Here is a 22,803-nt window from a genome sequence, read left to right as displayed (position 1 = left end):
TCAGGCGGCGGTGCCGAACAACTCCCGCAGGCGCACCCGGGCGCCGGTGCGCAGCACCGCCCGCTGGTACACCTTGCCGCCGAGCGCGAGCACCGCGGCGGCGGCCACCACCATCAGGCCCATGGCGAGAGCGGTCTCCCACATCGGCACCGTCATCACGGCCGACCGCACCGGCATGACCATGCCCGAGAACGGCGGCACGATGGACAGCACGCGGGTCAGCGTGGCCTCCGGGGTGCGTGCGGCGAAGAACCCGATCAGGTAGCTCGCCATCAGCAGCATGGTGGCCGGGGTGAGCACCCCGCTGAGCTCCTCCTGCCGTGACACCGTGGACGCGATGGCCGCGAACATCGCCGCGTAGAAGGCGTAGCCCAGCAGGAACCACAAAACGGCGCTCGCCACCACGCCGTAGGTGCCGGCCGGCATCTCGGGCACCGCGCCGGTGATCTGCGCCGCGCCGAGGCCCACGACCGCGATGACCAGGAGCTGGGCGAGGCCGAGCACGCCGAGGCCGATCGTCTTGCCGGCCAGGAGCTGCCACGGCCGCACCGCGGTGAGCAGGATCTCGACGATGCGGCTGCCCTTCTCCTCGACGACACCCATGGCGACCCAGGTGCAGATCTGCATCAGCAGCATGAACAGGATGACGACCAGCGTCATGGCCATCACCAGCCGGACGCCGGCCTCCTCGCCGGTGCCGTTCAGCATCACCGGGGTCAGCGGGGCGACCTGCTGGGCCTGCTGGACCTTCGCCGGGTCCAGGCCGGCGGTGGCGAGGTTGGCCTCGGTGGTGACCACGCGGTGCGCGGTGTCGAGCATCACCGACAGGTCGTCGTCCACCACGCTCTTGGAGACGACCTTGTCGCCGACGACGGCGGCCTCCACCGTGCCGTCCTGGACGGCCTTGCGGGCGGCGGCCTCGTCGGGGTAGCGCTCGAAGCGCATGGCCGTGTCCTCGCGCTGCGCCACCTGCTGCGACAGGGCGGCGGCCATCTGCTCGGCGCGCGGGCCCGACAGTCCGACGGCGTACTCGGACGGGCCGCCGAGCAGCTTCGGCAGGGAAGCGAGGACGCCGACCAGCACGGCGGTGACGAGCAAGCCGTAACGGAAGCCCTTGGTGCGGCCGCGGACACCGATCTCGCGGCGGGCCACCAGCAGGACGATGTTCACGCGACCACCTCACGGAAGATCTCGGCCAGGGACGGCTCCTGCCATCCGAAGTGCTCCACCCGGCCCGCCTGCGCGGCGACCCGCAAGGCCTCCTGGTCGTCGGCCGGGGTGAGGACGACCTCGTCGCGGCGCGTGCCGTCCGGCCGGTCGCTCTTGGTGACGACGGTGCCGGGGAGGCGGTCGGTCCAGCCGGGCTCGGCGCCGCTCACGACGATGCGCAGGCGTTTGCGCGACTCCCGTGCGCGCAAGTCCTCGACCGTGCCGCCGGCGATCATCGTGCCGGCCTTGATGATGCCGACCGAGTCGCACAGCCGTTCCACCAGGTCGAGCTGGTGGCTGGAGAACACCACCGGCACGCCCTTGGCGGTGCGCTCGGCGAGCACGCCGGCCAGCGCGTCCACGGCGATCGGGTCGAGGCCGGAGAACGGCTCGTCCAGGACCAGCAGCTCGGGGTCGTGGATCAGCGCCACGGCGAGCTGGACGCGCTGCTGGTTGCCGAGGGAGAGGTTCTCCACGTCGTCGTCGCGGCGCTCGGTGAGGCCGAGCCGCTCGATCAGCGCGTCGGCCGAGCCGCGGGCCGCCGCGGGGGCCATGCCGCTGAGCTGCCCGAAGTAGGTGATCTGCTCGGTGACCCGCATCTTCGCGTACAGGCCGCGTTCCTCGGGCATGTAGCCGAACCGCCTGCGGGTCTCGAAGTCGACCGGCTTGCCGCGCCACTCGACCTCGCCGCCGTCGCCGGACAGGACGCCCATGATGATGCGCATCGTGGTGGTCTTGCCCGCGCCGTTCGCGCCGACGAAGCCGAACATCTGGCCTTCGGCCACGGAGAGGCTGACGTCGTCGAGGGCCACCTTGTCGCCGTATTTCTTCCTGAGTCGCCGCACCTCAAGCATGGGGGGATCCCTTCGTGATCGTCTCCAGGATGGAGACGTACTCCTGGAAGGCCGTGCGGCCTTCGGGGGTCAGTGAGAGCCAGGTGCCGGGCTTCTTGCTGATGAAGACCTTCTCGACCTTCACGTAGCCGGCCTCTTCGAGCGTGAGCATGTGCTTGGAGAGGAGCGAGTCGCTGACCTCGATGGTGTCGCGCAGGAACCGGAACTCGACCCGGTCCGCCGCGGCCAGCGCCGCCATGATCGACAGCCGTACCGGCGTGTGGATGAGCGGATCGAGCCCGTGCCGCGGGTGCGTCCCCTGCCGCGTCACCGCTCCCCCGCCCACGGCCGCATCCGCCACGCCCCGTACAGCACCGGCACCGCCGCCACCCCCGCGAGCCCCAGCGCCGCGACCACCCACCACCCCGTCGGGTCGTCCGGCAACAGGTACGTCCCGGCGAACGCCGCCCCCACCATGGTCCCCACCCAGGCGAACGTGATCACGGACTGCAGCCTGTCCAGCCCGCACCCGTACACACTCTGCCGGTACACGTAAGCGAACGACCCGATCGTCAGCAGCCCCCAGAAGACCGCGGCACTCAGCTTGACCGGCCCCGGCCCGAGGAACATGGCGGTCCAGTACACCACCGCCGAGATCCCCCAGAACAGGTACAGCCATCCTGCCCATCGCCCGGATCTCCGGACCCGGCCCCGGACACGCTCGATCTCCTCAAGCGCCTCCCCCGCGCTGAGACTCTCACTCGTGTTCATGGGCTGTCCTCCCGTTTGACCGCTCAACACGCTATCAAGCACTCAACCCGCATTCAAGTGGCTCCATGCGAGAAGCCCCGCTCCCCCGGGACACCGCCGGCGAATCCGCCGAGGACGTCCTCAAGGTGGAACGGGGCTTCGTCGTGCCGCCGCCGCAGACGCACGGGACAGACCCGGCGTCACCTCACAGCGACATCACCATGTCTGCGTGGGGCTGTTGACGGCGTAATGCAGACTTCCCGTCGAGGTGTACACCTCCACACGAGAATAGGCGGACCCGTTGGTCGGCGGTAACGTGGCGACGTTATTGCTGATGGGGCCGTAGCGCCCGGTGCGAGTGAGCGTGTACGACGCCCGCCCCACCTCTCTGCCATTCTTGATAATCTTCAGGATGGCCGTGCGCATGCTAGCGTCCGGGGTTTTGATTTGATAGAAATCCGCGTAGATGAAGTTACCCGACTTGCTGATGCAGGGCTCGGTGTTGGGGTGGTCGGTGCAACCGCCGTTCAGGACCGACGTCGCGTGCACCGGGCCCGCGGCCACACCCAACAGACCGATGATCGCCAAAAAAGCGACGATCAACGGTTGTGCGATTTTCCTTGACATCGACTTATGCCTCCCGTTTCCCCGAATGAGTGGGTCGACCGTGTGGGCGACCACGACCGAGACGTCTCGCGCAGAGAATCCACCCGAGCACGGCGGAGATCACACGGCGTCCCTCAAATGAAAAGCCATGGACAAGCCCTTCACAATGCATGCTGGCATGAGGAAATACCTGTGAATTGCTTTACCGTGCCCGATGCTTGACTCCCCGCGCACGGGAGCGGGACATCACCGCCGACGTCCTTGATGATCACTCGGCCGGCTAGGAGGCACGGGTCGCGATGACGACCTCCAGGGTGCGGGGACCGTGCACGCCCTCGACCCGGTTGAGCTCGATGTCGCTGGTGGCGGACGGGCCGCTGATCCAGGTGAGGGGACGGCGCGGGTCGAGGGTGGCGACCGCCTCGCTGACGCTGGGCACCACCTGGTCCTCCGTGACCACGCACAAGTGGTAGTCCGGCAGGAGGGTCAGCGCGCGGCGCCCCTGCCCGCGCCCGCCGTCCAGCACGATCGTCCCCGTCTCGGCGATCGCCACCGCGCACCCGCTGATGACCCCGTCAACCCCGTCCAGGTCGGCGACCCCCAACGGCGGATCGTCCCGCACCCACTCCGCATCGGGTAGCCACGCTCCGGGCAGCCCGCCCGGTACGACCAGCCGCCGCGCCCTCCGAGTCTCAAGTGCCTTCGAGATCGTCGCAGGCACGTCCGCCTCGGGTACGACGTGCACGATCGCCCGGTAGTCCCGCACCCGCTCGGCGAACAATCCCGGCAGATCACCCTCAGGCCGGGCCCACCCCCCGCCCCGGGAGATCTCCACGGCCGGCACCCCGGACACCGCCGACCGTATGGCGGCCAGAATTCGTTCCCGGGAACTCATCGTCCCTCACGCTCCCACCAGTCCCGAAACGACTCGGAGGGCACCGAAGGCACGTCCCGGGTCTGCGTCCACGCGGCCCCCGGCCCGGGCAGCCACCGTCTGGGCACCAGTCCCCGGATTCTGGACGCCAGCCACTGCACCGCCCGCAACCGCGAAGAACGCCCAAGCACCCACCCGGCGGCCCGCAGCCCTGCCCGCTCGGCCGCCGGATGCGGGGACCTGGCCCGCAGATGCACCAGCACCTCGGGAATGTCGATCGCCACGGGGCACACGTCGTAACACGCCCCGCACAAACTGGACGCGTACGGCAGCGAGGCATCCAGCTCCGACGACATCCCCCGCAGTTGCGGGGTCAGGATCGCCCCGATCGGTCCCGGATACACCGACCCGTACGCATGCCCCCCGACGCGCTCGTACACCGGGCACACGTTCAGGCAGGCCGAGCACCGGATGCACCGCAGCGCCTGCCGCCCCACCTCGTCGGCCAGTACCCGCGTTCGCCCGTTGTCCAGCAGGACCAGGTGGAACTCCTGCCCCTCGGTGGCCCCGGTCCATGTGGAGGTGTACGGATTCATCCGCTCCCCGGTGGACGACCGCGGCAGCAACCGCAGGAACAGGTCCAGGTCGGCCCAGGTGGGCAGCACCTTCTCGATCCCCACCACGCTGATCAGCGTCTCCGGCAACGTCAGGCACATCCGCCCGTTGCCCTCCGACTCCAGCACCACCAGTGTCCCGGTCTCCGCGATCACGAAGTTCGCCCCCGAGATCCCCACCTTGGTGGACAGGAACCGTTCCCTCAGGTGCAGCCGCGCCGCGTCCGCCAGGGTCGCCGGCTCGTCGGTGAGCCCGGCGGGTGCCGGCCGTCCCCACTCCCCCATGTGCTCCTCGAAGATCTCCCTGATCTCCGACCGGTTCCGGTGGATGGCGGGCACCAGGATGTGCGACGGCAGGTCGTCCCCGAGCTGCACGATCAGCTCCGCCAGGTCCGTCTCGTACGCGGTGACGCCGGCCTCGGACAACGCCTCGTTGAGCCCGATCTCCTGCGTGACCATCGACTTGACCTTGACCACCTCGCGGTGCCCGGTCTCCTTCACCAGCCGCGTCACGATGGCGTTGGCCTCGGCGGCGTCCGCGGCCCAGTGGACGTGCCCCCCGGCCCGGGTGACCGCCTCCTCCACCTGGAGCAGGTACCGGTCGAGGTTGCGCAGCACGTCGTCCTTGATCGCCTTCCCGGCGGCCCGCATCCCGGCCCAGTCCGGCACCTCCCCCACCACGGCGGCCCGCCGCTCGCGGATGGTGTGCGTGGCCTTGCGCAGGTTGAAGCGAAGCTGTGAGTCCTGCACGGCGTCCTCGGCGTTGCGCGGGAACGCCGGCATCCCGACGAACGTCCTGCTCATCGCCCGGCCTCCGTGCTCGCGAGGATCTCGGCCAGGTGCATGACCCGCACGCCGGACCGCTGCCGCCGCAGCGCGCCCCCGAGGTGCATCAGGCACGAGTTGTCGGCCGCGCACAGCACCTCGGCCCCGGTCCCCAGCACGTTGCCGAGCTTGTCCGCGCACATCGCCGCCGACACCGCCGCGTTCTTCACCGCGAACGTCCCGCCGAACCCGCAGCACTCGTCCGCCCCGGGCAGCGGCACCAGGTCCAGCCCGCGCACCGCCTCAAGCAGCCGCGTCGGCCGGTCCCCCACCCGCAGCCCGCGCAGCGAGTGACACGTGGGGTGGTACGTCACCCGGTGCGGGAAGTACGCCCCGACGTCGGTCACCCCCAGCACGTCCACCAGGAACTCCGACAGGTCGTACACCTTGGGCGCGACCTCGGCCACCTCCTCGGCGAACCGCGTCCGCCCGCCGTGCGCCCGCGTGAACGCCCCGGCCCTGGTGGCACCCATGCCGGCCGCGAGCTTGGGGTACTGCTCGCGCACCATCGACGCGCACGACCCCGACGGGGCGACCACGGCGTCGTACCCGCGGAACGTCGAAAGGAAGCCGCGCGCCAGCCGCACCCCTTCGTCGCGGTACCCGGTGTTGACGTGCATCTGGCCGCAGCAGGTCTGGTCAAGGGGGAACTCGACGTCACACCCGAGGCGCCGCAGCACAGCGACGACCGCCTTGCCTGTGCCGGGGAACAGGGTGTCGTTGACGCACGTGACGAACAGGGCGACCCGCATCCGCAGCCCTTTCTGGGGTCCGCGCCGGCCCGCCACCCGCGGGAGCCCACGGCCTCCGCACGGCTCGGAGCCCCGGACGCGGTGCCGGATCGGCGCGGGAAGTACCGTACGCCCCCGACCCTACTCCACTGATCTTCGACCGCCCCGGCCCCCCTCGCCCGACCGATCTAGAACGTGTTCTAATTACACTCTGCGCCACCAAGGCCCTCAGGAGCGGACATGAGCGACGACCTCAGACTCGGCCTCAACCTCGGCTACTGGCAGCGCCACGCCAACGACGCCACCGAGCTGGTCCAGGCGGCCGAACGCCTCGGCTACGACTCGGTCTGGACCGCCGAAGCGTACGGCTCCGACGTCTTCACCCCCCTGGCCTGGTACGGCGCCCGCACCACCCGCATCAAACTCGGCACCAGCGTCGCCCAGATCTCCGCCCGCTCCCCCGTGACCACCGCCATGACCGCCATGACCCTCGACCACCTCACCGGCGGCCGCCTCCTGCTGGGCATCGGCGCCTCCGGCCCCCAGGTCGTGGAGGGCTGGTACGGCCGCCCGTTCCCCCGCCCCCTGGCCCGCACCCGCGAGTACATCGACATCATGCGCAAGGTCTGGCACCGCGAGGAACCGGTGACGAGCGACGGCCCCCACTACCCGCTGCCCTACCCCGGCGGCACCGGCCTCGGCAAACCCCTGAAACTCATCACCCACCCACTGCGCCGGGACATCCCCCTCTATCTCGGCGCCGAAGGCCCCAAGAACGTCGCCCTCGCCGCCGAACTCACCGACGGCTGGCTCCCCCTCTTCACCCTCCCCGGCAAGATCCCCGCGATGTACGGCGACTCCCTGTCCGCGGCCCCACCCGACTTCGACATCGCCGCCATGGTCCTCATCATGGTCACCAACGACCTCCACGAGGCCCTGGACACGGTGAAACTCATGCTCACCCTGTACATCGGCGGCATGGGCGCCAAATCCCAGAACTTCCACGCCGACATCATCGGCAGGATGGGCTACGCCGACGCCGCCGAGAAGATCCAGGAGCTCTACCTGGCCGGCAGAAAAGACGAGGCCTTCCACGCCATCCCCGACGACCTCGCCGACGGCATCTCCCTGCTCGGCCCCCCGTCGAGAATCCGCGAACGCCTCCAGCTCTGGCGCGACTCCCCCGTGACGACCCTGCTCGCCATGGGCCCCCACGACGAGCCCACCCTCCGCACGGTCCGCGACCTGGTGCTCGGGTGACCGGGACAGCTCAGTGGACAGAACCCTCGTCCGGGGTGACGAGCGGGCGTAGGGTGCGGGCGGCGATGAGGAGCCCTTGGCGGGTCTTCTCCACGGTGCCGCCCCAGACGGGGTCCTCGTGTTCCACGGACACGGTGCCGGTGTAGCCGTGGGTGTGGAGGGTGTCGACGAGGCGGTTCCAGTCGAGGTCGCCGCGGCCGGGGACGCGGTAGCGCCACCAGCCGACGTCGGTGGGGGACGTGCGGGTGGCGGTCTTGCCGAAGACGCCGTGGTGGGTGCGGGCGCGGGGGTCCATCTGGATGTCCTTGGCCTGGACGTGGGCGACCATGCCGCGGTCCAGGGCGTACACCAAGGCGTCCAGGGGGTCTATGCCGAGCCAGGGAAGGTGGGAGGGGTCGTAGGTGAGCCGGAGACCGAGGGTGGTCATCCAGTCCCACAGTTCCGGGGAGTACGCGAGGTTGGCGGGGTAGCCGTCGGGGTGCCAGCCCTCCATGGGGCAGTTCTCGGCGAGCAGGCTCACGCCGCGATCCCTCGCGTACTCCACCAAGGGAGGCAGGTGCTGTTCGGCCAGTTCCAGGTTGCCCGCGACCGGGAGGGTGATGTCGCGGCCGATGAACGTGGTGACGTACGGGACGCGCAGGAGGGCGGCGGCGTCGATGACGTGGCGCAGGTGGCGGTGGACGGCCGCACGGCGCGCGGGGTCGGCGTGGAGGTTGTTGTCGCAGTAGGTGAGGGAGGGAACGGTCAGGGAGTGCCGGGCCATCAGGGCCAGCACATCGTCGGCGCCGGCAGCGGTGAAGCGGGTGACGTCCAGGTGGGCGGCCTGGTGGACATGGGTGGTGCTCTTGGGCCAGGCGGCCACTTCAAGGGACTGGTAACCGGAGCGGGCGGCCCAGGCGGCCACCTCTTCCAGTGTCTGCGTGCCCAGGCACGCGGTGAGGAGTCCGAGTCTCATGGCCTCTTCCCGATGTCGGAGAGTGCGGTGAGCCACTCGCGGGTGTCGCGGGTGTCGGGATGGTCATGGCCGGGCCCGCGGGTCTGTACGCGCAGGACGTGCCGCAGGACACGCCGGGCCCGCCGGTGTTCACGCAGGTCGTCCGGGCGGGTCAGGGTGCGGGCGAGGGCCAGGTACTTGCGGGTCTCCAGGGTGTAGGGGGAACGGGGGCCGAGGACGCGCCGCATGTCGGGGAGCAAGGGACTCAGTACCGCGTGGGCGGCGGGGCCGTCGCCGTGGAGTACGTACATCTTTCCCTTGGAGTGGCGGGCGTCCAGGGCGTCGGGGTGGTCGGGGCGGAACTCGCGGGCGCGGGACGCGATGACGTGGTCGTAGCCGTCGGCGGACTCGCGGAGGCGGTGGCGGCGGCCGACCGTCCAGGAGAGCTTGCACTCGATGTGGCGCAGGAGTGCCCTGTCGGCGTGCGGGTGCCGGGTGAGGCGGGTCCTGAGGGTGCGCAGGCCGGACTCGGCCTCCTCCAGGCGGCCCATGGCCAGGTGGGCCCAGTGCAGGAGTTGTTCCGTCGGCGCGGTGCGGGGATCGTCGCGGCCGAAGGTCCTGGTCTCGTCCTCGAGCAGGGCGCGGAGCAGTGTTTCCGCCTGTTCGCGCCGGCCCTGGGCGAGCAGGGCGCCGGCGTGAGCGCGGCGGAGGTTCATGACGTCGTGGTGACGGGGGCCCAGGCGCTCCATCAGGGGCCGGGCGGCTTCGACGAGGCCGAGCGCGGCGGTTTCGTCGCGGGCGTCCACGTACATCTGGCAGGCCGCGGCGGCGGTGGAGGCGGACAGCGCCGCGCACGCCTCGTCGAACGCCTCAGGCGGGTGGCGGAGCGCCCCGCGCAGGCGTGCGACGACCTGGTCGAACTCCTTGCGGCGGCGGGACGGCTGCGCGCGGATGTCGCCGCCGAACCCCTCGACCACGTTGCGGAGGGCCATGACGGCGCCGAAGACCTGGCTCGGGCCCGCCGTCTCCCAGCCCGCCGTGCCCGACCGCCGCGACAACCACGCCGGATCTCGCTCCTCGGCGTCTCCCCGTGAGAGAGCCTGACCGCCCAGTGGATGAGCCGCCGGCCCATCCACTCCAGCAACGTCGACGACTCGGCCGCCGCCACCGTCACCACGACCCCGACCAGTACGTCCCTGACGGTCATCGCGCGTCCCCCGGTAACCCGAAGTCCCCGAAGAACCCCGTCAGCGGCTCCGGCCGCGGCACGCCCCTCGCCCCCGACGGACGCGCCAGCGCCTCCGGCCACCGCTCCGACAACACCGCCCGGGCCGCCCGCTCACCAGTGGGCGTGAGCCGGTAGACCCGCCGCTGAGGCTTGCCGGCTTCCGGGCTGGGCTCCCACTGACCGGCGACCCACCCGGCGTCCTCCAGCCGGTCCAGCATCTTGTAGGTGGCGGCACCCGACAGGCCCGCCGCCTTCTTGATGGCCCAACCGTGCAGGCCGGTGTCGTCCTCGAACGCCTGGATGAAGACGGCCAGTACTTTCAGCAGGGATGCGGTGACACGAGACGGAAAAGCCATACCTTAGGTTACCTAGGTAATCTAAGGACGGGAAGAGCTGGTTCCCAGGAAGCGAAGTTCCTCGTCGTGGGCACGGACGTGTTCGCTGGTGGCCCAGGGCGGTGCGCCGCGTCGCGGGTGGCCGGCGGTCAGGTGTGGAGGAACGCGTCCACGGTGGTGTGGAAGTCGTCGGGGGCGGTGGTGTGCACCAGGTGGCCGGTGTCGAGGGTCACCAGGTGGGCGCCGGGGATGAGGGCGGCCAGTTCGGGGGCTCGTACGTGGCTCTTGGGGCCACCGGAGAGGACGAGGGTGGGGGTGGTGATCCGCTTGAGGGCTTCGGGCCAGGCGGGGTCGGGGGTGCGGAACTGGGCCTCGGTCTGGTGGACCATGTGCCAGTCGAAGCCGGTGGAGTCGTCCTCCTGGACCGGGTCGCGGATCACCGGGAAGGGGGGTGGGGGGTCCTCCAGGACGAGGCGCTCCAGGCGGTGGGGGTGGGTCATGGCGAAGTGGTAGGCCACGACGCCGCCCAGGGAGTGCCCGATGATGGAGGCGCGGTCGATCCTGAGGTGGTCGAGGAGGGCGCGGACGTCCTCGGCCATGACCGGGAAGCTGTAGTCGTCGGCGTACTCGCTGGCGCCGTGGCCGCGCATGTCCATGGCGTACACGCGGTGGCGGGCGGCGAAGTGGGCGATGGACCCGCCCCAGTCGCGGTGGGTGGCCGTACGGCCGTGCAGCAGGATCAGCGGCGGGCCGGACGTGCCCTCCATCCAGTAAGCCAGGCCGATGCCGTTGACATGTGCCGTGATCAACATTCGCCCATGGTAATGAGGCCCCGCCCGACATTTCCTTACTCAGGGCTAAATTTCTACCGTTTTCGCAGGTCCCCGCCCTGTCCTATCGGAGATTACGCCTTCGGCGGAGAACGGGGATCTTCTGGGCCCGAGGGTCGATTAGGGGGGTTCGCGACTGGATACAAGTCAACCAGGCGTCGCGCTGCGTCACCGGATTGGCTGTGCCCGCGCATGCCGAGAGGAGAACGACATGCGCTACGCGCGGTCCGCACTGGGCAGGGCGGCGATCGGCGTCTACCTGGCGCTCGCCGCTCAGATCGCCACGCTGGCCTGCCTGGTCGTCTTCGAGGAGGCCAGGGGCCGGCAGCTCGCCCGCCAGGTCGCGGTGCTCGGCACCGACCCCCGGGCCCCTGAGACGCAGGCCATGGTGGGCGCGGTGACGTGGTTCGCCGTCCTGGTGCTGCTGGTCGTGGCGGCCACCGTCGCCGCCGGCTGCTCGTACTTCTCCTGGCTGCGCCACGCCGGCGCCACCCCCGGCATGATCGCCGTCGCGTGGTTCGTCCCGGTGCTCAACCTGGCCGCCCCCGCGCTGCTGCTGTACACCCTGCGTGAGGACGCCACCGGCGCCCGCGACGCCCGCCGCGCCTCGTGGCTGGCCCTGCTGGCGGCCTGGTGGGCGTCCTGGCTGGCCACCCTGTTCCTGATCGCGATCCACCTGCCCATCGGCCAGGCTCCCGCCGGCCACTCCCTGACCGGCCTCGGCCCCACAGAACTCGCCGTGGCCGTCCTCGCGGCCCTGCTGTGCGCGGCCACCGTCCGCCAGGTCACGATGGCCAAATGGATCGCCCGTCCGTCCGGCCTGGCCCCCCGCCTGAAACTGCTGCCCGCCTTGAGGTCACTGCCCCGGCACACCTACCCGGCCGGGGACTAGCTTCACGCCTGCCACAGTCTGATCTTGCCGTCGCTGCCGCCGATGGCGAGGATGTCGCCCGCGGGATGGAACGCCAGGGCCGTGACGAGGCTGGAGTGCTTGAGGAGCGTGCCGAGAGGCTGGCGGGTGGTCATGTCCCACAGCCAGACGCCGTCGCTTCCACCGGTGGCGAGGACGGAGCCGTCCGGGGTGAAGGCCATCGTGCGGATGCTCGCGATGTGGCGTTTGGGCAGCTTGGCGATGGGGGTGCTGGTGCCGGGGTCCCACAGGGAGACCGTGACGTCGTCGCCGCTGGAGGCCAGGATGTCGCCGCTTGGGTTGAACGCGAGGGTGACGATCCGGTGCGGGTGCCTGAAGGGCGGGTCGATGGGGGCGCGGGAGCCGATGTCCCACAGTTGCAGCTCGTTCACGTCGCCCACCTCGCTGGCGCTGGCGAGGAGCTTGTCGTCGGGGCTGTACGCCAGGGTGTCGGCGTTGTTGCCCTGGCGGGGGAAGCCGACGAGCCGCTCACGGGTGGCCGTGTTGTAGACGCGGATCACGAAGTCGTAGTTGTGGAACACCGCCAGCCGTTCACCGCCCGCGCTGAACGCCATGCACCGCGCGTAGTCGCCGGTGTCCTCCAAGGTGAGATCACCGACAGCCTGGCGGGTGGTTGTGTTCCACAATCGGAGCGTGTTCTTGTCACCCGTGCTCGCCGTGCCGGGAATCCTCCCGGCGGCGGCCAGGAGCTCGCCGTCCGGGCTGAGCAGCGTCTTCGGAGGGTGGTCACCGCCCTCGCCGGTGGTGAACGGCCTACCGACAGCCTTGCCGTCGAAGACGTCCCACCAGCGCACGACGTCCTCCCAGCTCGCGCTGACCATGGTCTTGCCACCGGAGCCGAAGACCAGCGAGATGATTCCCGCGTTGTGGCCGGGGAAGTCCGCGTCCAGGACGGCGGGGGCGCTCCAGTCCGGGCCGGTACCGCGGGTGAGGAAGTAGGCCGTGGGGGCGGCGGCGAGGACGCCGGCGGCACCGAGGCCGAGCAGGACGCGGCGGCGGGTCACGCGCGGGGCTCGCGGGGGGACCTGGGTCTGCTGCCGGGTGGGCGGGAGTGTCTCGGCGGGCTTGGTCCGGCCGCGTACCGAAGCGGTGGAGGCGTCGGGGCGGTCGAGCAGCGTGGAGAGGGCGGAAGCGGCGCGGGCGGCGGTGGGGCGGGCGGCGGGGTTCTTGCTCATCAGGTCGCGTAACAAGGGCTGTAACGGTCCAGAGTGGGCCATCGGCGCGGGTTTGCCGCGGCTGACCGCCATCAGGAGCGCGGCGGTCGTGGGGGCGCTGAACGGCGGGCGGCCCTCGGCGGCCGTGTAGAGGGTGGCGCCGAGTGACCACATGTCGGACGCCGCGGTGGCCTCCTTGCCGTCGATCTGCTCGGGCGCCATGTACGCCGGGGTGCCGATCATGACACCGGTGGGGGTGAGGGTGGCGTCGCCCTCCAGGGTGGCGATGCCGAAGTCGGTGAGCACCACCCGGTCGCCTTCGAGCAGGATGTTGGCCGGCTTGACGTCGCGGTGGACGATGCCCGCGGCGTGCGCCGCCGCCAGCGCCGAGGCCACCTCCGCGCCGATGCGCGCCACCCACTCGGGGGACAGCCGCCCGCCCTCGGACACCACCTGGTTGAGCGAACCGCCCGCGATGAGCTCCATGACGATCCAGGGCAACCCCTGCTCGTCGGTGATCTGGTCGTACACCGTGATGATCCCGCGGTGGCGTAATCCCCCGGCCGCCTGCGCCTCCCGTTCCACCCGTGCCACGAGCTGGTCGCGCGCCTCGGGCCGCAGACCGGGCGGCAGCCTGAGCTGCTTGATCGCCACGTCGCGCCGCAGGCGCTCGTCCACGGCCTGCCAGGCGGACCCCATGCCGCCCTCGCCCAGCAGCCGCACCAGCCGGTACCGGCCGGCCACCACCGTTCCCACATCCTCCGCCACAAGCATCAGGAAACCATGCGTACCCCTGCGTACCGGGCATGCCTGCCGATTGTGATTCAGCGGTTACGGGGCCGTGGGACCCGAGCTGCCAGGGCTGGTGTGCCAGAGCTTCTTCGGAGGTGTGCGGGCACCCGGCGCGGGGCCGATGTCGGCGTACGGGGAGATGCGGTAGCCGTTGGCGTACGTGAGCGGGACGCCCGCGACGCCCGGGGTGGTGGTGGCGCGCGGGGTCAGCAGGAGGCGGCGCAGTTCGTCCGGGCCCTGGGTGCGCCACAGTTCGTCCAGGTCGACCAGGTTCCAGCAGTCCACGGCGCGCAGGGTGACGGCCCGGCCGCCCACGCGGCGCACCACGCCCTTGGCGACCAGGAGCCAGGAGCTGAAGACGGTGGCGGCGCAGTGGCCCTGGACGGACTCGAAGAACGTCAGGTCCACGGGGCCGGTGGAGTCGTCCAGGGTGGTGAAGATGACCCGCTGGCCGGAGCGTACGGCGGGGGTCTGGGTGGCGACCTTGACGCCGGCCACCAGGATCTCGGCGCCGTTGCGCATGGTGAGCAGCTCGCGGGAGCGGACCACGCCGATGGCGTCGAGGAGCTCCTGGTGGAAGTCCAGGACGTGGTGGCTGACGTCCATGCCGAGGATCTCCAGCTCCGCCTGGACGGCCTCGGCCTCGGTCATCTCGGGGAACTCGCCGGGCTCGATGCGCTCGGTGAACGCCATGGGGATCTGCACGGCCGCGGCCCGCGCGGCGGTGACGGTGCCGGTGGCCGAGGCGCGGTCCAGGGTGCCGATGTGGGCCACCAGGTCGCGGCGGGTCAGCCTGCCGGGACGCCAGCGGGGGCCGCCGGGGTGCACGTCGTGCAGGGCGTCGAAGCCGCCGACCTCCACGATGCGCTCGGCGACGGGACGGGAGGGGCGGGCGCGGGCCCAGAAGTCGGCGAGGGAGGTGTACGGACGGCCGGCGACCATGCGGTCGATCTCGGCCTCGCTGACGCCCTTGACCGAGGAGAAGGGGACACGCAGGCCGTAGCCCCGCCCGATGTGGTCGAGGTCGTCGCCGGGCGTCCCCGCGTGGCGTTCCACCTGCCAGTGCCGCCCGGAGTCGTTGACGTCCAGCGGGAGGATGGCGACGCCGCAGCGGCGGGCGTCGTCCAGCAGCACCCGGGAGGGGTACATGCCGGGCTCGTGGGTGAGGACGCCCGCGAAGAACGCGGCGGTGTGGTGGCGTTTCAGCCAGGCCGACTGGTAGGTGGGCAGGGCGAACGCGGCGGCGTGCGCCTTGCAGAAGCCGAACGAGCCGAAGGCGTCGAGGATGTGCCAGGCGTGGTCGGTGGTGGCGCGGTCGTACTCGGGCAGCACGTTGAGCTCCCACCACGTCATGACCTCCTGCCGGGCGGTGGGGTCGCCCAGCTTGCGGCGGATGCGCTCGGCCTCCGACAGCCCGCAGCGGGTCATGACGTCGATGACGCGCAGCACCTGTTCGTGGAAGACGACCACGCCGTGCGTCTCGGCCAGCGCCTCGCGCAGCCGCGGATGGGGGTAGGACGGCTCGCGCCAGCCGTGCCGGGCCTCCAGGAACGGGGTGACCATGTCGGAGTTGACCGGGCCCGGGCGGAACAGCGAGATGTCCACGATCAGGTCGTGCAGCACCTTGGGCTCCAGTTTGGCGACCAGCTCGCGCTGCCCGGGGGACTCGATCTGGAAGCAGCCGAGCGTGCGGCCGGTGCGGACCATGGCGTAGGTGGGGGCGTCGTCGCGGGGCACGTCGCGCTCCAGGTCGACGCGCGTGCCGTCCACCCGCTCGATCTCGGTCAGCGCGTACGCGATGGCGGACTGCATGCGCACGCCGAGCACGTCGAGCTTGAGCAGCCCGAGCTCCTCCACGTCCTCCTTGTCGAACTGGCTCATCGGGAACCCCAGCAGGCTGCGCTCCACCGGGGTGCGGTCTCGCAGCCCCGCGTTGCCGACGAGGACGCCGCAGGGGTGCAGGGCGATGTGCCGGGGCAGGCCGTCGAGCTTCTCGGCGAGCGTGAACATGGTGGACAGGGCGCGGTCGTTGAGGCCGCTGCCGCGCAGTTCCGGCAGGTCGGTGAGGGCGGTGCGGATCTGGCGGGCCCGCACGTGCGGGAACGCCTTGGCGATGGCGTCGATCTCGTGCGGCGGCAGGCCCATGGCGGCGCCGACGTCGCGGATGGCGCTGCGGGCGCGGTAGGTCTCCATCATGGACACGCAGGCGACGCGGCTCTCGCCGTACCGGCCGAGGATGGCGCGGTAGCAGTCCAGGCGCCGCGCGGACTCCACGTCCACGTCGATGTCCGGCAGGCCCCTGCGGCTGTCGCACAGGAAACGCTCCATGAGCAGGCCGTGGTCGAGGGGGTTGACCTCGCCGATGCGCAGCAGGTGGGTGACGAGACTGCCGGCGCCGGAGCCGCGGATGGCGCAGCGCACCCCCATCTCGCGGATCATGTCGGTGATGCCGGCGACGACGATGAAGTACCCCGACAGCCGCTTGCGCTCGATGACGGCCAGCTCGTCCTCCAGGCGCCGGCGGGCCTCGCTGGAGCGTTCCATGCCGCGGTGGAGCAGGCCCTCCTCGCAGCGGCGGCGCAACAGCGGCACGGGATCGCCGTCCACCTCGGGAAGGTGCAGCCGCTGCGGGTCGCCGACCAGCGCGAGGACCTCCAGCGGGTCGAGCACGCAACGCTCGGCGACCCGGCGGGTGGCGGCGAGCAGTTCCCCTCCGGCGTCGCCGCAGAGGCGCGACGCCATCAGCGCCATCTCCCTGCCGTCCTTGAGGTAGGCGTGCGCGGCGGAGTGCTCCAGATGGCGGGGGTGCAGCGGCACGAGCTTGCGCGCCGCGTCCAGCACGTCGCCCACCCGGTAGTCGCCGGGGTCCAGGTGGCGCACCGCGTTGGTCAGCACGGCCGGCACGCCGGCCACCTTGGCCAGGGCCAGCATGCGGCGCGCGACCCCCATGTCCCGCTGCCCGTAGTGGTCGACCACCTCCACCACGACGCCGGGGACGGCGGCCCGCCACGCCGCGAGCAGGTCGCGGGCCCGCTGGTCGTGGCGCACGGCGACCGCCTGCCCGGTGTCGGACCTCGGCCCGAGCAGCACCACCAGCCCGGCGGCGTGCCGGGCGATCATGGCACGGGTCACGTACGGCTCGCCGCGCTCCCCCGCCTGGTGGGCCTCGGTGGTGAGGCGGCACAGGTGTGCCCAGCCGTCCGACCGGGCGAGCACGGTGACCCGGCAGGCGTCGTCGCCGGGGCGGTCCAGCGCGAAGTCGACGCCCACTATGGGGGCGACGCCCGCCGCGGCGCACGCCTGGACGTGCTTGACCGTGCCGTACATGCCGTCGCGGTCGGTCAGCGCGAGCACGTCCATGCCGCGCTCGGCCGCGCGGGCCACCAGGGCGTCGGGGAACGCCGAGCCGTACCGCAGCGAGTACGCGGAGGCGACGTGCAGGTGGGCGAACATCAGTCCCACGCCCTCAGCAGCAGCCAGCCTTCGCTCGCGGTGTCGTAGCGCAGCTCGTAGGTGCCGGCCTGGCCGCCGGGGCTGGCCTCGACCCGCCAGAAACGCCGCTCGCCCGGGTCGCTCTCGGCGATCTTCCACCATTCGCGGGAGGTCACCCAGTGGTCGAGCACGCGGCGCACGACGTACAGCCGATCCCGCCAGACGAAGCGGGCAGGCTCATCCTCCCGCGTCCACACCTCGATGGGATCGCCGTAGATTCTGCTCAAGGCGGATCTTCTCCCTGGGTCCTTGGAACTGTGGAGCACCCGGGGGAAGACGGGCGGTGCTGGTTCGAACATACGTTCCCAGCGGCCATACGGCAAATCCATACGAGCCGGGCGTGTCGCGCGACGTGCCTGGTGATCGTGTGGACTTGACCGTGACGATCACATCATTGTTCGTTCACACCACTACACCCGGACGCAGCGGACAAGTCACTGTTTATTGTCCGAGACGGCGTAGCTTCCCCTCACACCTCTGATAGCGGGAGCTAAACGTGCATTCTTCTCGTACGCGTATGGCCGGCCTGGCGGCCGTCCTTACCGTCGCCGCTTCTCTTGGCGCCGCCTGTGGCGCCGCGCCGACCGCCGGCTCCGGCGGTGACTCCGCCGCGAGCGCGGGCAGGACCGCCACCTCGGCGGCCGACTTCGGCGGCATGGACAAACTGGTCGAAGCGGCCAAGAAGGAGGGGCAGCTCAACGTCATCGCCCTTCCGCCGAACTGGGCCAACTATGGCGAAATCATCTCGGCGTTCTCCACGAAATATGGCATCAAGGTCAACAGTGAGAACCCCGACGGGTCCAGCCAGGACGAGATCAACGCCGTCAAGACCCGCAAGGGCCAGGACCGCGCCCCCGACGTCCTCGACCTGGGGACCGCCTTCGCGCTGAGCGGCGCCGCCGAGGGCCTGTTCGCGCCGTACAAGGTGCAGAGCTGGGACAAGATCCCCGAGGGCCAGAAGGACGCGAACGGCGCCTGGTACAACGACTACGGCGGCTACATCTCCATCGGCTGCGACGCCAAGAAGGTGGAGAACTGCCCGCAGACGTTCGCCGACCTGCTCAAGCCCGAGTACAAGGGCAAGGTCGCGCTGAACGGCAACCCGACCAAGGCGGGGGCCGCGTTCGCGGGCGTGTACGCCGCGTCGCTCGCCAACGGCGGCTCGTTCGACGACATCCAGCCCGGCATCGACTTCTTCAAGAAGCTCAAGGACGCGGGCAACTTCAACCCCGTCGAGTCGACCCCGGCCACCGTGCAGAGCGGCGAGACCCCGATCAGCATCGACTGGGACTACCTCAACGCCGGTTACACCGAGGAGTTCGTCAGCAAGGGCGTCGACTGGAAGGTCGCCGTCCCCACCGACGGCAAGTACGCCCAGTTCTACGCCCAGGCCATCAACAAGGACGCCCCGCACCCCGCCGCCGCACGGCTGTGGGAGGAGTTCCTGTACAGCCCCGAGGGCCAGAACCTGTGGCTGAAGGGCTACGCCCGCGCGGTGCTGCTGCCCGCCATGCAGACCGACGGCACGGCCGACGCGGCGCTCGTCGCCAAGCTGCCCGCCGTCGAGGGCACGCCGGAGTTCCCGAGCGACGCCCAGGTCACCAAGGCCAAGGAGGTCCTGGCCACCGGCTGGGGCGCCGCGGTCTCCGGCTGACCCGTCCTGCCATGACGGACACCTCCTCAACGGCGCCCGCCCGCCTGCCCCGGACCGCGAAGGCCCGGAGCGGCGGGCGGCGCCTCCGCTCGCCCGGCTGGACCGCGGCGCTGCCTCTGCTGATCTTCGTCGGGCTCGCCTTCGGCATCCCGGCCGTCGCCCTGCTCGGCGGCGCGTTCACCTCCGAGGGCTCCTTCACCACGGCCAACCTCACCGAGTCCCTCCAGGGGGCCTACCTCACCGCGCTGCTCGGCAGCGTCAAACTGTCCGCGCTCGTCGCGGTGGCCGGCGCGGTGCTCGGCACGTTCCTCGCCCAGGCCGTCGTGACCTCGCGGTTCCGCGCGCTGCGCGAGGCCGTGCTCACCGCGTCCGGGGTGCTCGCCAACTTCGGCGGCGTGCCGCTGGCGTTCGCCTGGATCGCCACCCTCGGCAACTCCGGTGTGCTCACCCGGAGCCTCGGGCTGGACAGCGCCGGGTGGAGCCTCTACAGCTTCTGGGGCCTCGCCCTGGTGTACCTCTACTTCTCCATCCCGCTGATGGTGCTGGTCGTCGTGCCCGCGCTGGACGGCCTGCGCCCCCAGTGGCGTGAGGCGGCACGCAACAACGGCGCCTCGGCCTGGCAGTTCTGGCGGTACGTCGGCATCCCGGTGCTCACCCCGGCGTTGCTCGGCGGGGTCGTCCTGCTGTTCGGCGGGGCCTTCGCCGCGTACGCCACCGCCGCCGCCATGGTCGGCACGGTCGTGCCGCTGGTCACCCTGCAGATCGCCGACGCGCTCACCGGCAACGTGCTGATCGGGCACGAGAACGTGGCGCTCGCCCTCAGCTTCGACATGATCGTGGTGGCCGGTCTGGTCATGGCCGTCTACCTGCCCCTCCAGCGCAGGAGCGCGAAATGGCTGCGCTGACCCCGGCCGTCCTGCCCGACGTCGACGCCCCGCGTCCGGCGCGGCCCCGCCGCGTGCGGGTCTGGCGCGGCGTGGTGCTCGCGGTGGCCGCGCTGTACTTCGTGGTGCCGCTGCTGGCGTCGTTCGTGTTCACCGTGAACGACCCCGTCCGGGGGTTCACGCTGGACGCCTACCTGGAGATCTTCGGCGCCGAGGGCTTCGTGCCGAGCCTGCTGCTGTCGCTCGGGCTCGCCGCCGCGACCATCGTGGTGGTGCTGGCCCTGACGCTGCCCGCGATGCTCGCCGTACGGCTCAGCGCGCCGAAACTGCGGCCGGTGATGGAGGTGCTGTGCACCCTGCCGCTGGTGGTGCCGCCGATCACGTTCGTGGCCGGCATCGGCACCGTGCTGCGCTGGGGACCCGACCACCTCGCCACCACGCCGTTCTACCAGACCGTGATCGCGATCCAGAACCCCGCGTTCCCGGTGGTGCTGGTCATCGCGTACGTCGTGCTGGCGCTGCCGTTCGTGTACCGGGCGCTGGACGCCGGGCTCGGCGCGATGGACGTGCGCACGCTGGTGGAGGCGGCGCGCAACTGCGGGGCGTCCTGGCCGCACGTGCTGCTGCGGGTCATCGTGCCGAACCTCAAGTCCGGGCTCGCCAGCGCGTCGTTCCTCACGCTGGCGCTGGTGCTCGGCGAGTACACCGTCGCCCGGCTGCTCGGGTTCCAGCCGTTCTCGGTGTGGATCGTCACGATCTCCGGGGCGAACGCCGCCATGTCGGTCGCCGTGTCCATCTTCAGCCTGCTGCTGACGTGGCTGCTGCTGCTCGTCCTCTCCACCGCGGGAACCAACAGAAGGAGTCGATCGTGAACGGGGCTCGGGTGGAGTTCCGGGGGCTGCGCCGGACGTTCGGCGCGACCACCGCCCTCGACGGGCTGGACCTGACCGTCGCGCCGGGCGAGCTGATCGCCCTGCTCGGGCCGTCCGGGTGCGGCAAGACGACGGCGCTGCGGTGCGTCGCCGGGTTCGAGACCCCCGACCAGGGGGCCGTGCTGGTGGACGGCGACGACATCACCCACGTGCCGGCCAACCGGCGGGACGCGGGCATGGTGTTCCAGTCCTACAGCTTGTTCCCCAACCTCGACGCGCGCGACAACGTGGCGTTCGGCATGCGGGTGCGCAAGGTGCCCGCCGCCGAGCGGCACGCGCGGGCGTCCGAGCTGCTGGAGCTGGTCGGGCTGCCGGTGCACGGCGACCGGTACCCGCACCAGATGTCCGGCGGTCAGCAGCAGCGGGTCGCGCTGGCCCGGGCACTGGCGCTCGAGCCGCGGGTGCTGCTGCTCGACGAGCCGCTGTCGGCGCTGGACGCCAAGGTGCGCGTCACGCTGCGGGAGGAGATCCGGCGGCTGCAGCAGTCCCTGGGCATCACGACGATCTTCGTGACGCACGACCAGGAAGAGGCGCTGTCGGTCGCCGACCGCGTGGCGGTGCTCAAGGACGGGCGGCTGGAGCAGTCCGGCACGCCGGCCGAGGTGTACGACTCGCCCGCGACGCCGTTCGTGGCGGAGTTCGTCGGCACCATGAACCACCTGCCGGGTCGGCTGTCCGGCTCCGCGGAGGTGGAGGTGCTCGGGCAGCGGCTGCCGGTGCAGGGGGCGCTGCCGGGCACGACGGACGTCGACGTGCTGGTGCGGCCGGAGACCGTGCTGGTCAGCCCGTCCCCGGACGGGGCGGCGCTGGTGGTGTCGTCGTCGTTCCGTGGGGCGTCGGTGCGGCTGCGGCTGCGCGTCGAGGGCACCGAGTTCCTCGCCGACCTGCCGGGGCACGACGCCACGCGGTACGCGCCCGGGGACCGGGCCGCGGTACGGCTGGTGGAACGGCCGGTGCTGGTCGCCGCTTCTTCCACTGTCGCCGCACCGGAGGCCGTCGCGGCCGAGTGACCACGCGTCCGCCTGCTGCCCGGCTCGGTAAGGTACTCGCCAAAAGGCGCATAGCGGTTAGGCGACGTGGTGAACAACCTGAGTCCGGGTGAGCCCTCCCAGATCGGCCGATACCAGGTGATCGGCCGGCTGGGCAGGGGCGGTATGGGCACGGTCTACCTCGGGCTGGACGGCACCGGGCATCGGGTCGCCATCAAGGTGATCAACCCGGAGTACAGCCGTCACGAGCAGTTCCGCACCCGTTTCCGGCGGGAGGCCGAGTCGGCGCGCCGGGTCCGCCGCTTCTGCACGGCGGCGGTCCTGGACGCCGACCTGGACGGCGACCAGCTCTACGTGGTCACCGAGTACGTCGACGGCCCCGACCTGGAACACGCCGTGCGCACCGGCGGCCCGCTGCGGGGCTCCAGCCTGGACGCCCTGGCCGTCGGTGTGGCGACCGCGCTCACCGCCATCCACAGCGCCGGCATCGTGCACCGCGACCTGAAGCCGTCCAACGTCCTGCTCTCCCCCGTGGGCCCCCGCGTCATCGACTTCGGCATCGCCCGCGCCATGGACACCCTGAGCGCGCTGACCGGCACCGGCCAGCTCGTCGGCACCCCGCGCTACATGGCCCCCGAAGCCCTGCGCGGCGAACCCGTCTCCCCCGCCTGCGACGTCTTCTCCTGGGGCTGCCTGGTCGCCTTCGCCGCCAGCGGCCGCACCCCCTTCGGCGGCGAGGCCCTCCCCGCCGTCCTCTACCAGATCCTCAACGCCGACCCGATCGTCTCCGGCCTGGAACCCTCCCTCCACACCCTGGTCACCGCCACCCTCGCCAAGGACCCCACCCGCCGCCCCACCTCACAGCAGATCCTCGACCAGATGGTCGGCCGCACCACCCCCGAACAAGCCCAGCACTCGGTAGCCGAAGCCTGGCGCCACTCCACCC

General features: G+C 71.2%; 22 protein-coding genes. 7 read left to right on the top strand and 15 right to left on the bottom strand.

The features are described from left to right. The 8 genes from ABGB17_RS23045 to ABGB17_RS23010 all read right to left on the bottom strand — a co-directional run bounded on the left by ABGB17_RS23045 (nt 1) and on the right by ABGB17_RS23010 (nt 6,463). Nucleotides 1-1,170 carry an ABC transporter permease gene (locus tag ABGB17_RS23045; protein ID WP_347632849.1) on the bottom strand — a complete coding sequence of 390 codons (1,170 nt, stop codon included), beginning with the start codon at nt 1,168-1,170 and terminating at the stop codon, nt 1-3. Further along, nucleotides 1,167-2,063: an ATP-binding cassette domain-containing protein gene (locus tag ABGB17_RS23040; protein ID WP_347632847.1), complete on the bottom strand. Its 897-nt coding sequence runs from the start codon at nt 2,061-2,063 to the stop codon at nt 1,167-1,169. Before ABGB17_RS23040 ends, ABGB17_RS23045 begins: the two co-directional genes overlap by 4 nt. Then, the gene (locus ABGB17_RS23035) at nt 2,056-2,373 is read right to left on the bottom strand and encodes a transcriptional regulator (RefSeq protein ID WP_347632845.1); all 318 of its coding nucleotides are present in this window, start codon (nt 2,371-2,373) and stop codon (nt 2,056-2,058) included. Before ABGB17_RS23035 ends, ABGB17_RS23040 begins: the two co-directional genes overlap by 8 nt. Beyond that, nucleotides 2,370-2,813 (bottom strand): hypothetical protein, encoded by a 444-nt coding sequence (locus tag ABGB17_RS23030; RefSeq protein ID WP_347632843.1) that lies wholly within the window; start codon nt 2,811-2,813, stop codon nt 2,370-2,372. The genes ABGB17_RS23035 and ABGB17_RS23030 overlap by 4 nt, the downstream gene beginning before the upstream one ends. A 195-nt stretch (nt 2,814-3,008) precedes the next feature. Further along, nucleotides 3,009-3,419 carry a hypothetical protein gene (locus ABGB17_RS23025; RefSeq protein ID WP_347632841.1) on the bottom strand — a complete coding sequence of 137 codons (411 nt, stop codon included), beginning with the start codon at nt 3,417-3,419 and terminating at the stop codon, nt 3,009-3,011. A 259-nt stretch (nt 3,420-3,678) separates the two neighbouring features. Next, nucleotides 3,679-4,293: a lactate utilization protein C gene (locus ABGB17_RS23020; RefSeq protein WP_347632839.1), complete on the bottom strand. Its 615-nt coding sequence runs from the start codon at nt 4,291-4,293 to the stop codon at nt 3,679-3,681. Then, nucleotides 4,290-5,690, bottom strand: a complete 1,401-nt coding sequence (locus ABGB17_RS23015) for a lactate utilization protein B (protein ID WP_347632837.1) — start codon at nt 5,688-5,690, stop codon at nt 4,290-4,292. The genes ABGB17_RS23020 and ABGB17_RS23015 overlap by 4 nt, the downstream gene beginning before the upstream one ends. Then, nucleotides 5,687-6,463, bottom strand: coding sequence for a (Fe-S)-binding protein (locus ABGB17_RS23010; RefSeq protein ID WP_347632835.1), 777 nt, complete (start codon nt 6,461-6,463; stop codon nt 5,687-5,689). The genes ABGB17_RS23015 and ABGB17_RS23010 overlap by 4 nt, the downstream gene beginning before the upstream one ends. Nucleotides 6,464-6,682: 219 nt before the next feature. On the opposite strand from ABGB17_RS23010, the gene ABGB17_RS23005 reads away from it, so the two are divergent. Continuing rightward, nucleotides 6,683-7,702: an LLM class F420-dependent oxidoreductase gene (locus ABGB17_RS23005; RefSeq protein WP_347632833.1), complete on the top strand. Its 1,020-nt coding sequence runs from the start codon at nt 6,683-6,685 to the stop codon at nt 7,700-7,702. Nucleotides 7,703-7,712: 10 nt separating this feature from the next. Here ABGB17_RS23005 and ABGB17_RS23000 read toward each other — a convergent pair whose 3' ends face one another. The 4 genes from ABGB17_RS23000 to ABGB17_RS22985 form a co-directional block, all read right to left on the bottom strand. Then, on the bottom strand, nt 7,713-8,657 hold the full coding sequence (locus tag ABGB17_RS23000; protein ID WP_347632831.1) for a sugar phosphate isomerase/epimerase: 945 nt from the start codon (nt 8,655-8,657) through the stop codon (nt 7,713-7,715). Continuing rightward, nucleotides 8,654-9,694, bottom strand: coding sequence for a tetratricopeptide repeat protein (locus ABGB17_RS22995; RefSeq protein ID WP_347632829.1), 1,041 nt, complete (start codon nt 9,692-9,694; stop codon nt 8,654-8,656). The genes ABGB17_RS23000 and ABGB17_RS22995 overlap by 4 nt, the downstream gene beginning before the upstream one ends. Nucleotides 9,695-9,839: 145 nt before the next feature. Then, on the bottom strand, nt 9,840-10,220 hold the full coding sequence (locus tag ABGB17_RS22990; protein ID WP_347632827.1) for a helix-turn-helix transcriptional regulator: 381 nt from the start codon (nt 10,218-10,220) through the stop codon (nt 9,840-9,842). A 128-nt stretch (nt 10,221-10,348) separates the two neighbouring features. After that, nucleotides 10,349-11,011: an alpha/beta hydrolase gene (locus ABGB17_RS22985; protein ID WP_347632825.1), complete on the bottom strand. Its 663-nt coding sequence runs from the start codon at nt 11,009-11,011 to the stop codon at nt 10,349-10,351. Nucleotides 11,012-11,240: 229 nt separating this feature from the next. Here ABGB17_RS22985 and ABGB17_RS22980 point away from each other — a divergent pair, with 229 nt between their 5' ends. Then, nucleotides 11,241-11,921 (top strand): hypothetical protein, encoded by a 681-nt coding sequence (locus ABGB17_RS22980; RefSeq protein WP_347632823.1) that lies wholly within the window; start codon nt 11,241-11,243, stop codon nt 11,919-11,921. Between the two features lie 2 nt (nt 11,922-11,923). Here the strand turns inward: ABGB17_RS22980 and ABGB17_RS22975 are convergent, their stop codons facing one another. Genes ABGB17_RS22975 through ABGB17_RS22965 form a run of 3 tightly spaced genes read right to left on the bottom strand, consistent with a single transcriptional unit; the run spans nt 11,924 to nt 17,625 of the window. Then, nucleotides 11,924-13,888, bottom strand: coding sequence for a serine/threonine-protein kinase (locus ABGB17_RS22975; protein ID WP_347632821.1), 1,965 nt, complete (start codon nt 13,886-13,888; stop codon nt 11,924-11,926). A gap of 57 nt (nt 13,889-13,945) precedes the next feature. Continuing rightward, nucleotides 13,946-17,359 carry a DNA polymerase III subunit alpha gene (gene dnaE / locus ABGB17_RS22970; RefSeq protein ID WP_347632991.1) on the bottom strand — a complete coding sequence of 1,138 codons (3,414 nt, stop codon included), beginning with the start codon at nt 17,357-17,359 and terminating at the stop codon, nt 13,946-13,948. Further along, entirely contained in the window at nt 17,359-17,625 is a 267-nt protein-coding gene (locus ABGB17_RS22965; RefSeq protein WP_347632819.1) for a DUF6504 family protein, read from the bottom strand. Before ABGB17_RS22965 ends, dnaE begins: the two co-directional genes overlap by 1 nt. A gap of 290 nt (nt 17,626-17,915) precedes the next feature. Here ABGB17_RS22965 and ABGB17_RS22960 point away from each other — a divergent pair, with 290 nt between their 5' ends. From ABGB17_RS22960 to ABGB17_RS22940, 5 genes are all read left to right on the top strand, one after another. Beyond that, a complete protein-coding gene (locus tag ABGB17_RS22960) occupies nt 17,916-19,052 on the top strand; it encodes an ABC transporter substrate-binding protein (RefSeq protein ID WP_347632817.1) in 1,137 nt (378 codons plus the stop codon). Nucleotides 19,053-19,063: 11 nt separating this feature from the next. Next, nucleotides 19,064-19,957, top strand: coding sequence for an ABC transporter permease (locus tag ABGB17_RS22955; protein WP_347632815.1), 894 nt, complete (start codon nt 19,064-19,066; stop codon nt 19,955-19,957). Continuing rightward, nucleotides 19,945-20,808: an ABC transporter permease subunit gene (locus ABGB17_RS22950; protein WP_347632813.1), complete on the top strand. Its 864-nt coding sequence runs from the start codon at nt 19,945-19,947 to the stop codon at nt 20,806-20,808. The genes ABGB17_RS22955 and ABGB17_RS22950 overlap by 13 nt, the downstream gene beginning before the upstream one ends. Then, nucleotides 20,805-21,878, top strand: coding sequence for an ABC transporter ATP-binding protein (locus ABGB17_RS22945; RefSeq protein WP_347632811.1), 1,074 nt, complete (start codon nt 20,805-20,807; stop codon nt 21,876-21,878). Before ABGB17_RS22950 ends, ABGB17_RS22945 begins: the two co-directional genes overlap by 4 nt. A gap of 69 nt (nt 21,879-21,947) precedes the next feature. After that, nucleotides 21,948-22,803 (top strand): serine/threonine-protein kinase (locus tag ABGB17_RS22940; RefSeq protein WP_347632809.1); only part of this gene is annotated, 856 nt, incomplete at its 3' end.

Source organism: Sphaerisporangium sp. B11E5 (assembly GCF_039871875.1).
In the GTDB taxonomy this organism is placed as follows: domain Bacteria; phylum Actinomycetota; class Actinomycetes; order Streptosporangiales; family Streptosporangiaceae; genus Sphaerisporangium.
The sequence above is the reverse complement of the archived record's forward strand: the minus strand, read 5'-3'. Positions and strand labels throughout refer to the sequence as shown.

What these genes read in the sequence shown, in the direction of transcription:
- ABGB17_RS23040 (WP_347632847.1), bottom strand. Translation starts at nt 2,063, where the DNA reads ATGCTTGAGGTGCGGCGACTCAGGAAGAAATACGGCGACAAGGTGGCC.
- ABGB17_RS23030 (WP_347632843.1), bottom strand. Translation starts at nt 2,813, where the DNA reads ATGAACACGAGTGAGAGTCTCAGCGCGGGGGAGGCGCTTGAGGAGATC.
- ABGB17_RS23025 (WP_347632841.1), bottom strand. Translation starts at nt 3,419, where the DNA reads ATGTCAAGGAAAATCGCACAACCGTTGATCGTCGCTTTTTTGGCGATC.
- ABGB17_RS23020 (WP_347632839.1), bottom strand. Translation starts at nt 4,293, where the DNA reads ATGAGTTCCCGGGAACGAATTCTGGCCGCCATACGGTCGGCGGTGTCC.
- ABGB17_RS23015 (WP_347632837.1), bottom strand. Translation starts at nt 5,690, where the DNA reads ATGAGCAGGACGTTCGTCGGGATGCCGGCGTTCCCGCGCAACGCCGAG.
- ABGB17_RS23010 (WP_347632835.1), bottom strand. Translation starts at nt 6,463, where the DNA reads ATGCGGGTCGCCCTGTTCGTCACGTGCGTCAACGACACCCTGTTCCCC.
- ABGB17_RS23005 (WP_347632833.1), top strand. Translation starts at nt 6,683, where the DNA reads ATGAGCGACGACCTCAGACTCGGCCTCAACCTCGGCTACTGGCAGCGC.
- ABGB17_RS23000 (WP_347632831.1), bottom strand. Translation starts at nt 8,657, where the DNA reads ATGAGACTCGGACTCCTCACCGCGTGCCTGGGCACGCAGACACTGGAA.
- ABGB17_RS22990 (WP_347632827.1), bottom strand. Translation starts at nt 10,220, where the DNA reads ATGGCTTTTCCGTCTCGTGTCACCGCATCCCTGCTGAAAGTACTGGCC.
- ABGB17_RS22985 (WP_347632825.1), bottom strand. Translation starts at nt 11,011, where the DNA reads ATGTTGATCACGGCACATGTCAACGGCATCGGCCTGGCTTACTGGATG.
- ABGB17_RS22980 (WP_347632823.1), top strand. Translation starts at nt 11,241, where the DNA reads ATGCGCTACGCGCGGTCCGCACTGGGCAGGGCGGCGATCGGCGTCTAC.
- ABGB17_RS22975 (WP_347632821.1), bottom strand. Translation starts at nt 13,888, where the DNA reads ATGCTTGTGGCGGAGGATGTGGGAACGGTGGTGGCCGGCCGGTACCGG.
- dnaE (WP_347632991.1), bottom strand. Translation starts at nt 17,359, where the DNA reads ATGTTCGCCCACCTGCACGTCGCCTCCGCGTACTCGCTGCGGTACGGC.
- ABGB17_RS22960 (WP_347632817.1), top strand. Translation starts at nt 17,916, where the DNA reads ATGGCCGGCCTGGCGGCCGTCCTTACCGTCGCCGCTTCTCTTGGCGCC.
- ABGB17_RS22955 (WP_347632815.1), top strand. Translation starts at nt 19,064, where the DNA reads ATGACGGACACCTCCTCAACGGCGCCCGCCCGCCTGCCCCGGACCGCG.
- ABGB17_RS22950 (WP_347632813.1), top strand. Translation starts at nt 19,945, where the DNA reads ATGGCTGCGCTGACCCCGGCCGTCCTGCCCGACGTCGACGCCCCGCGT.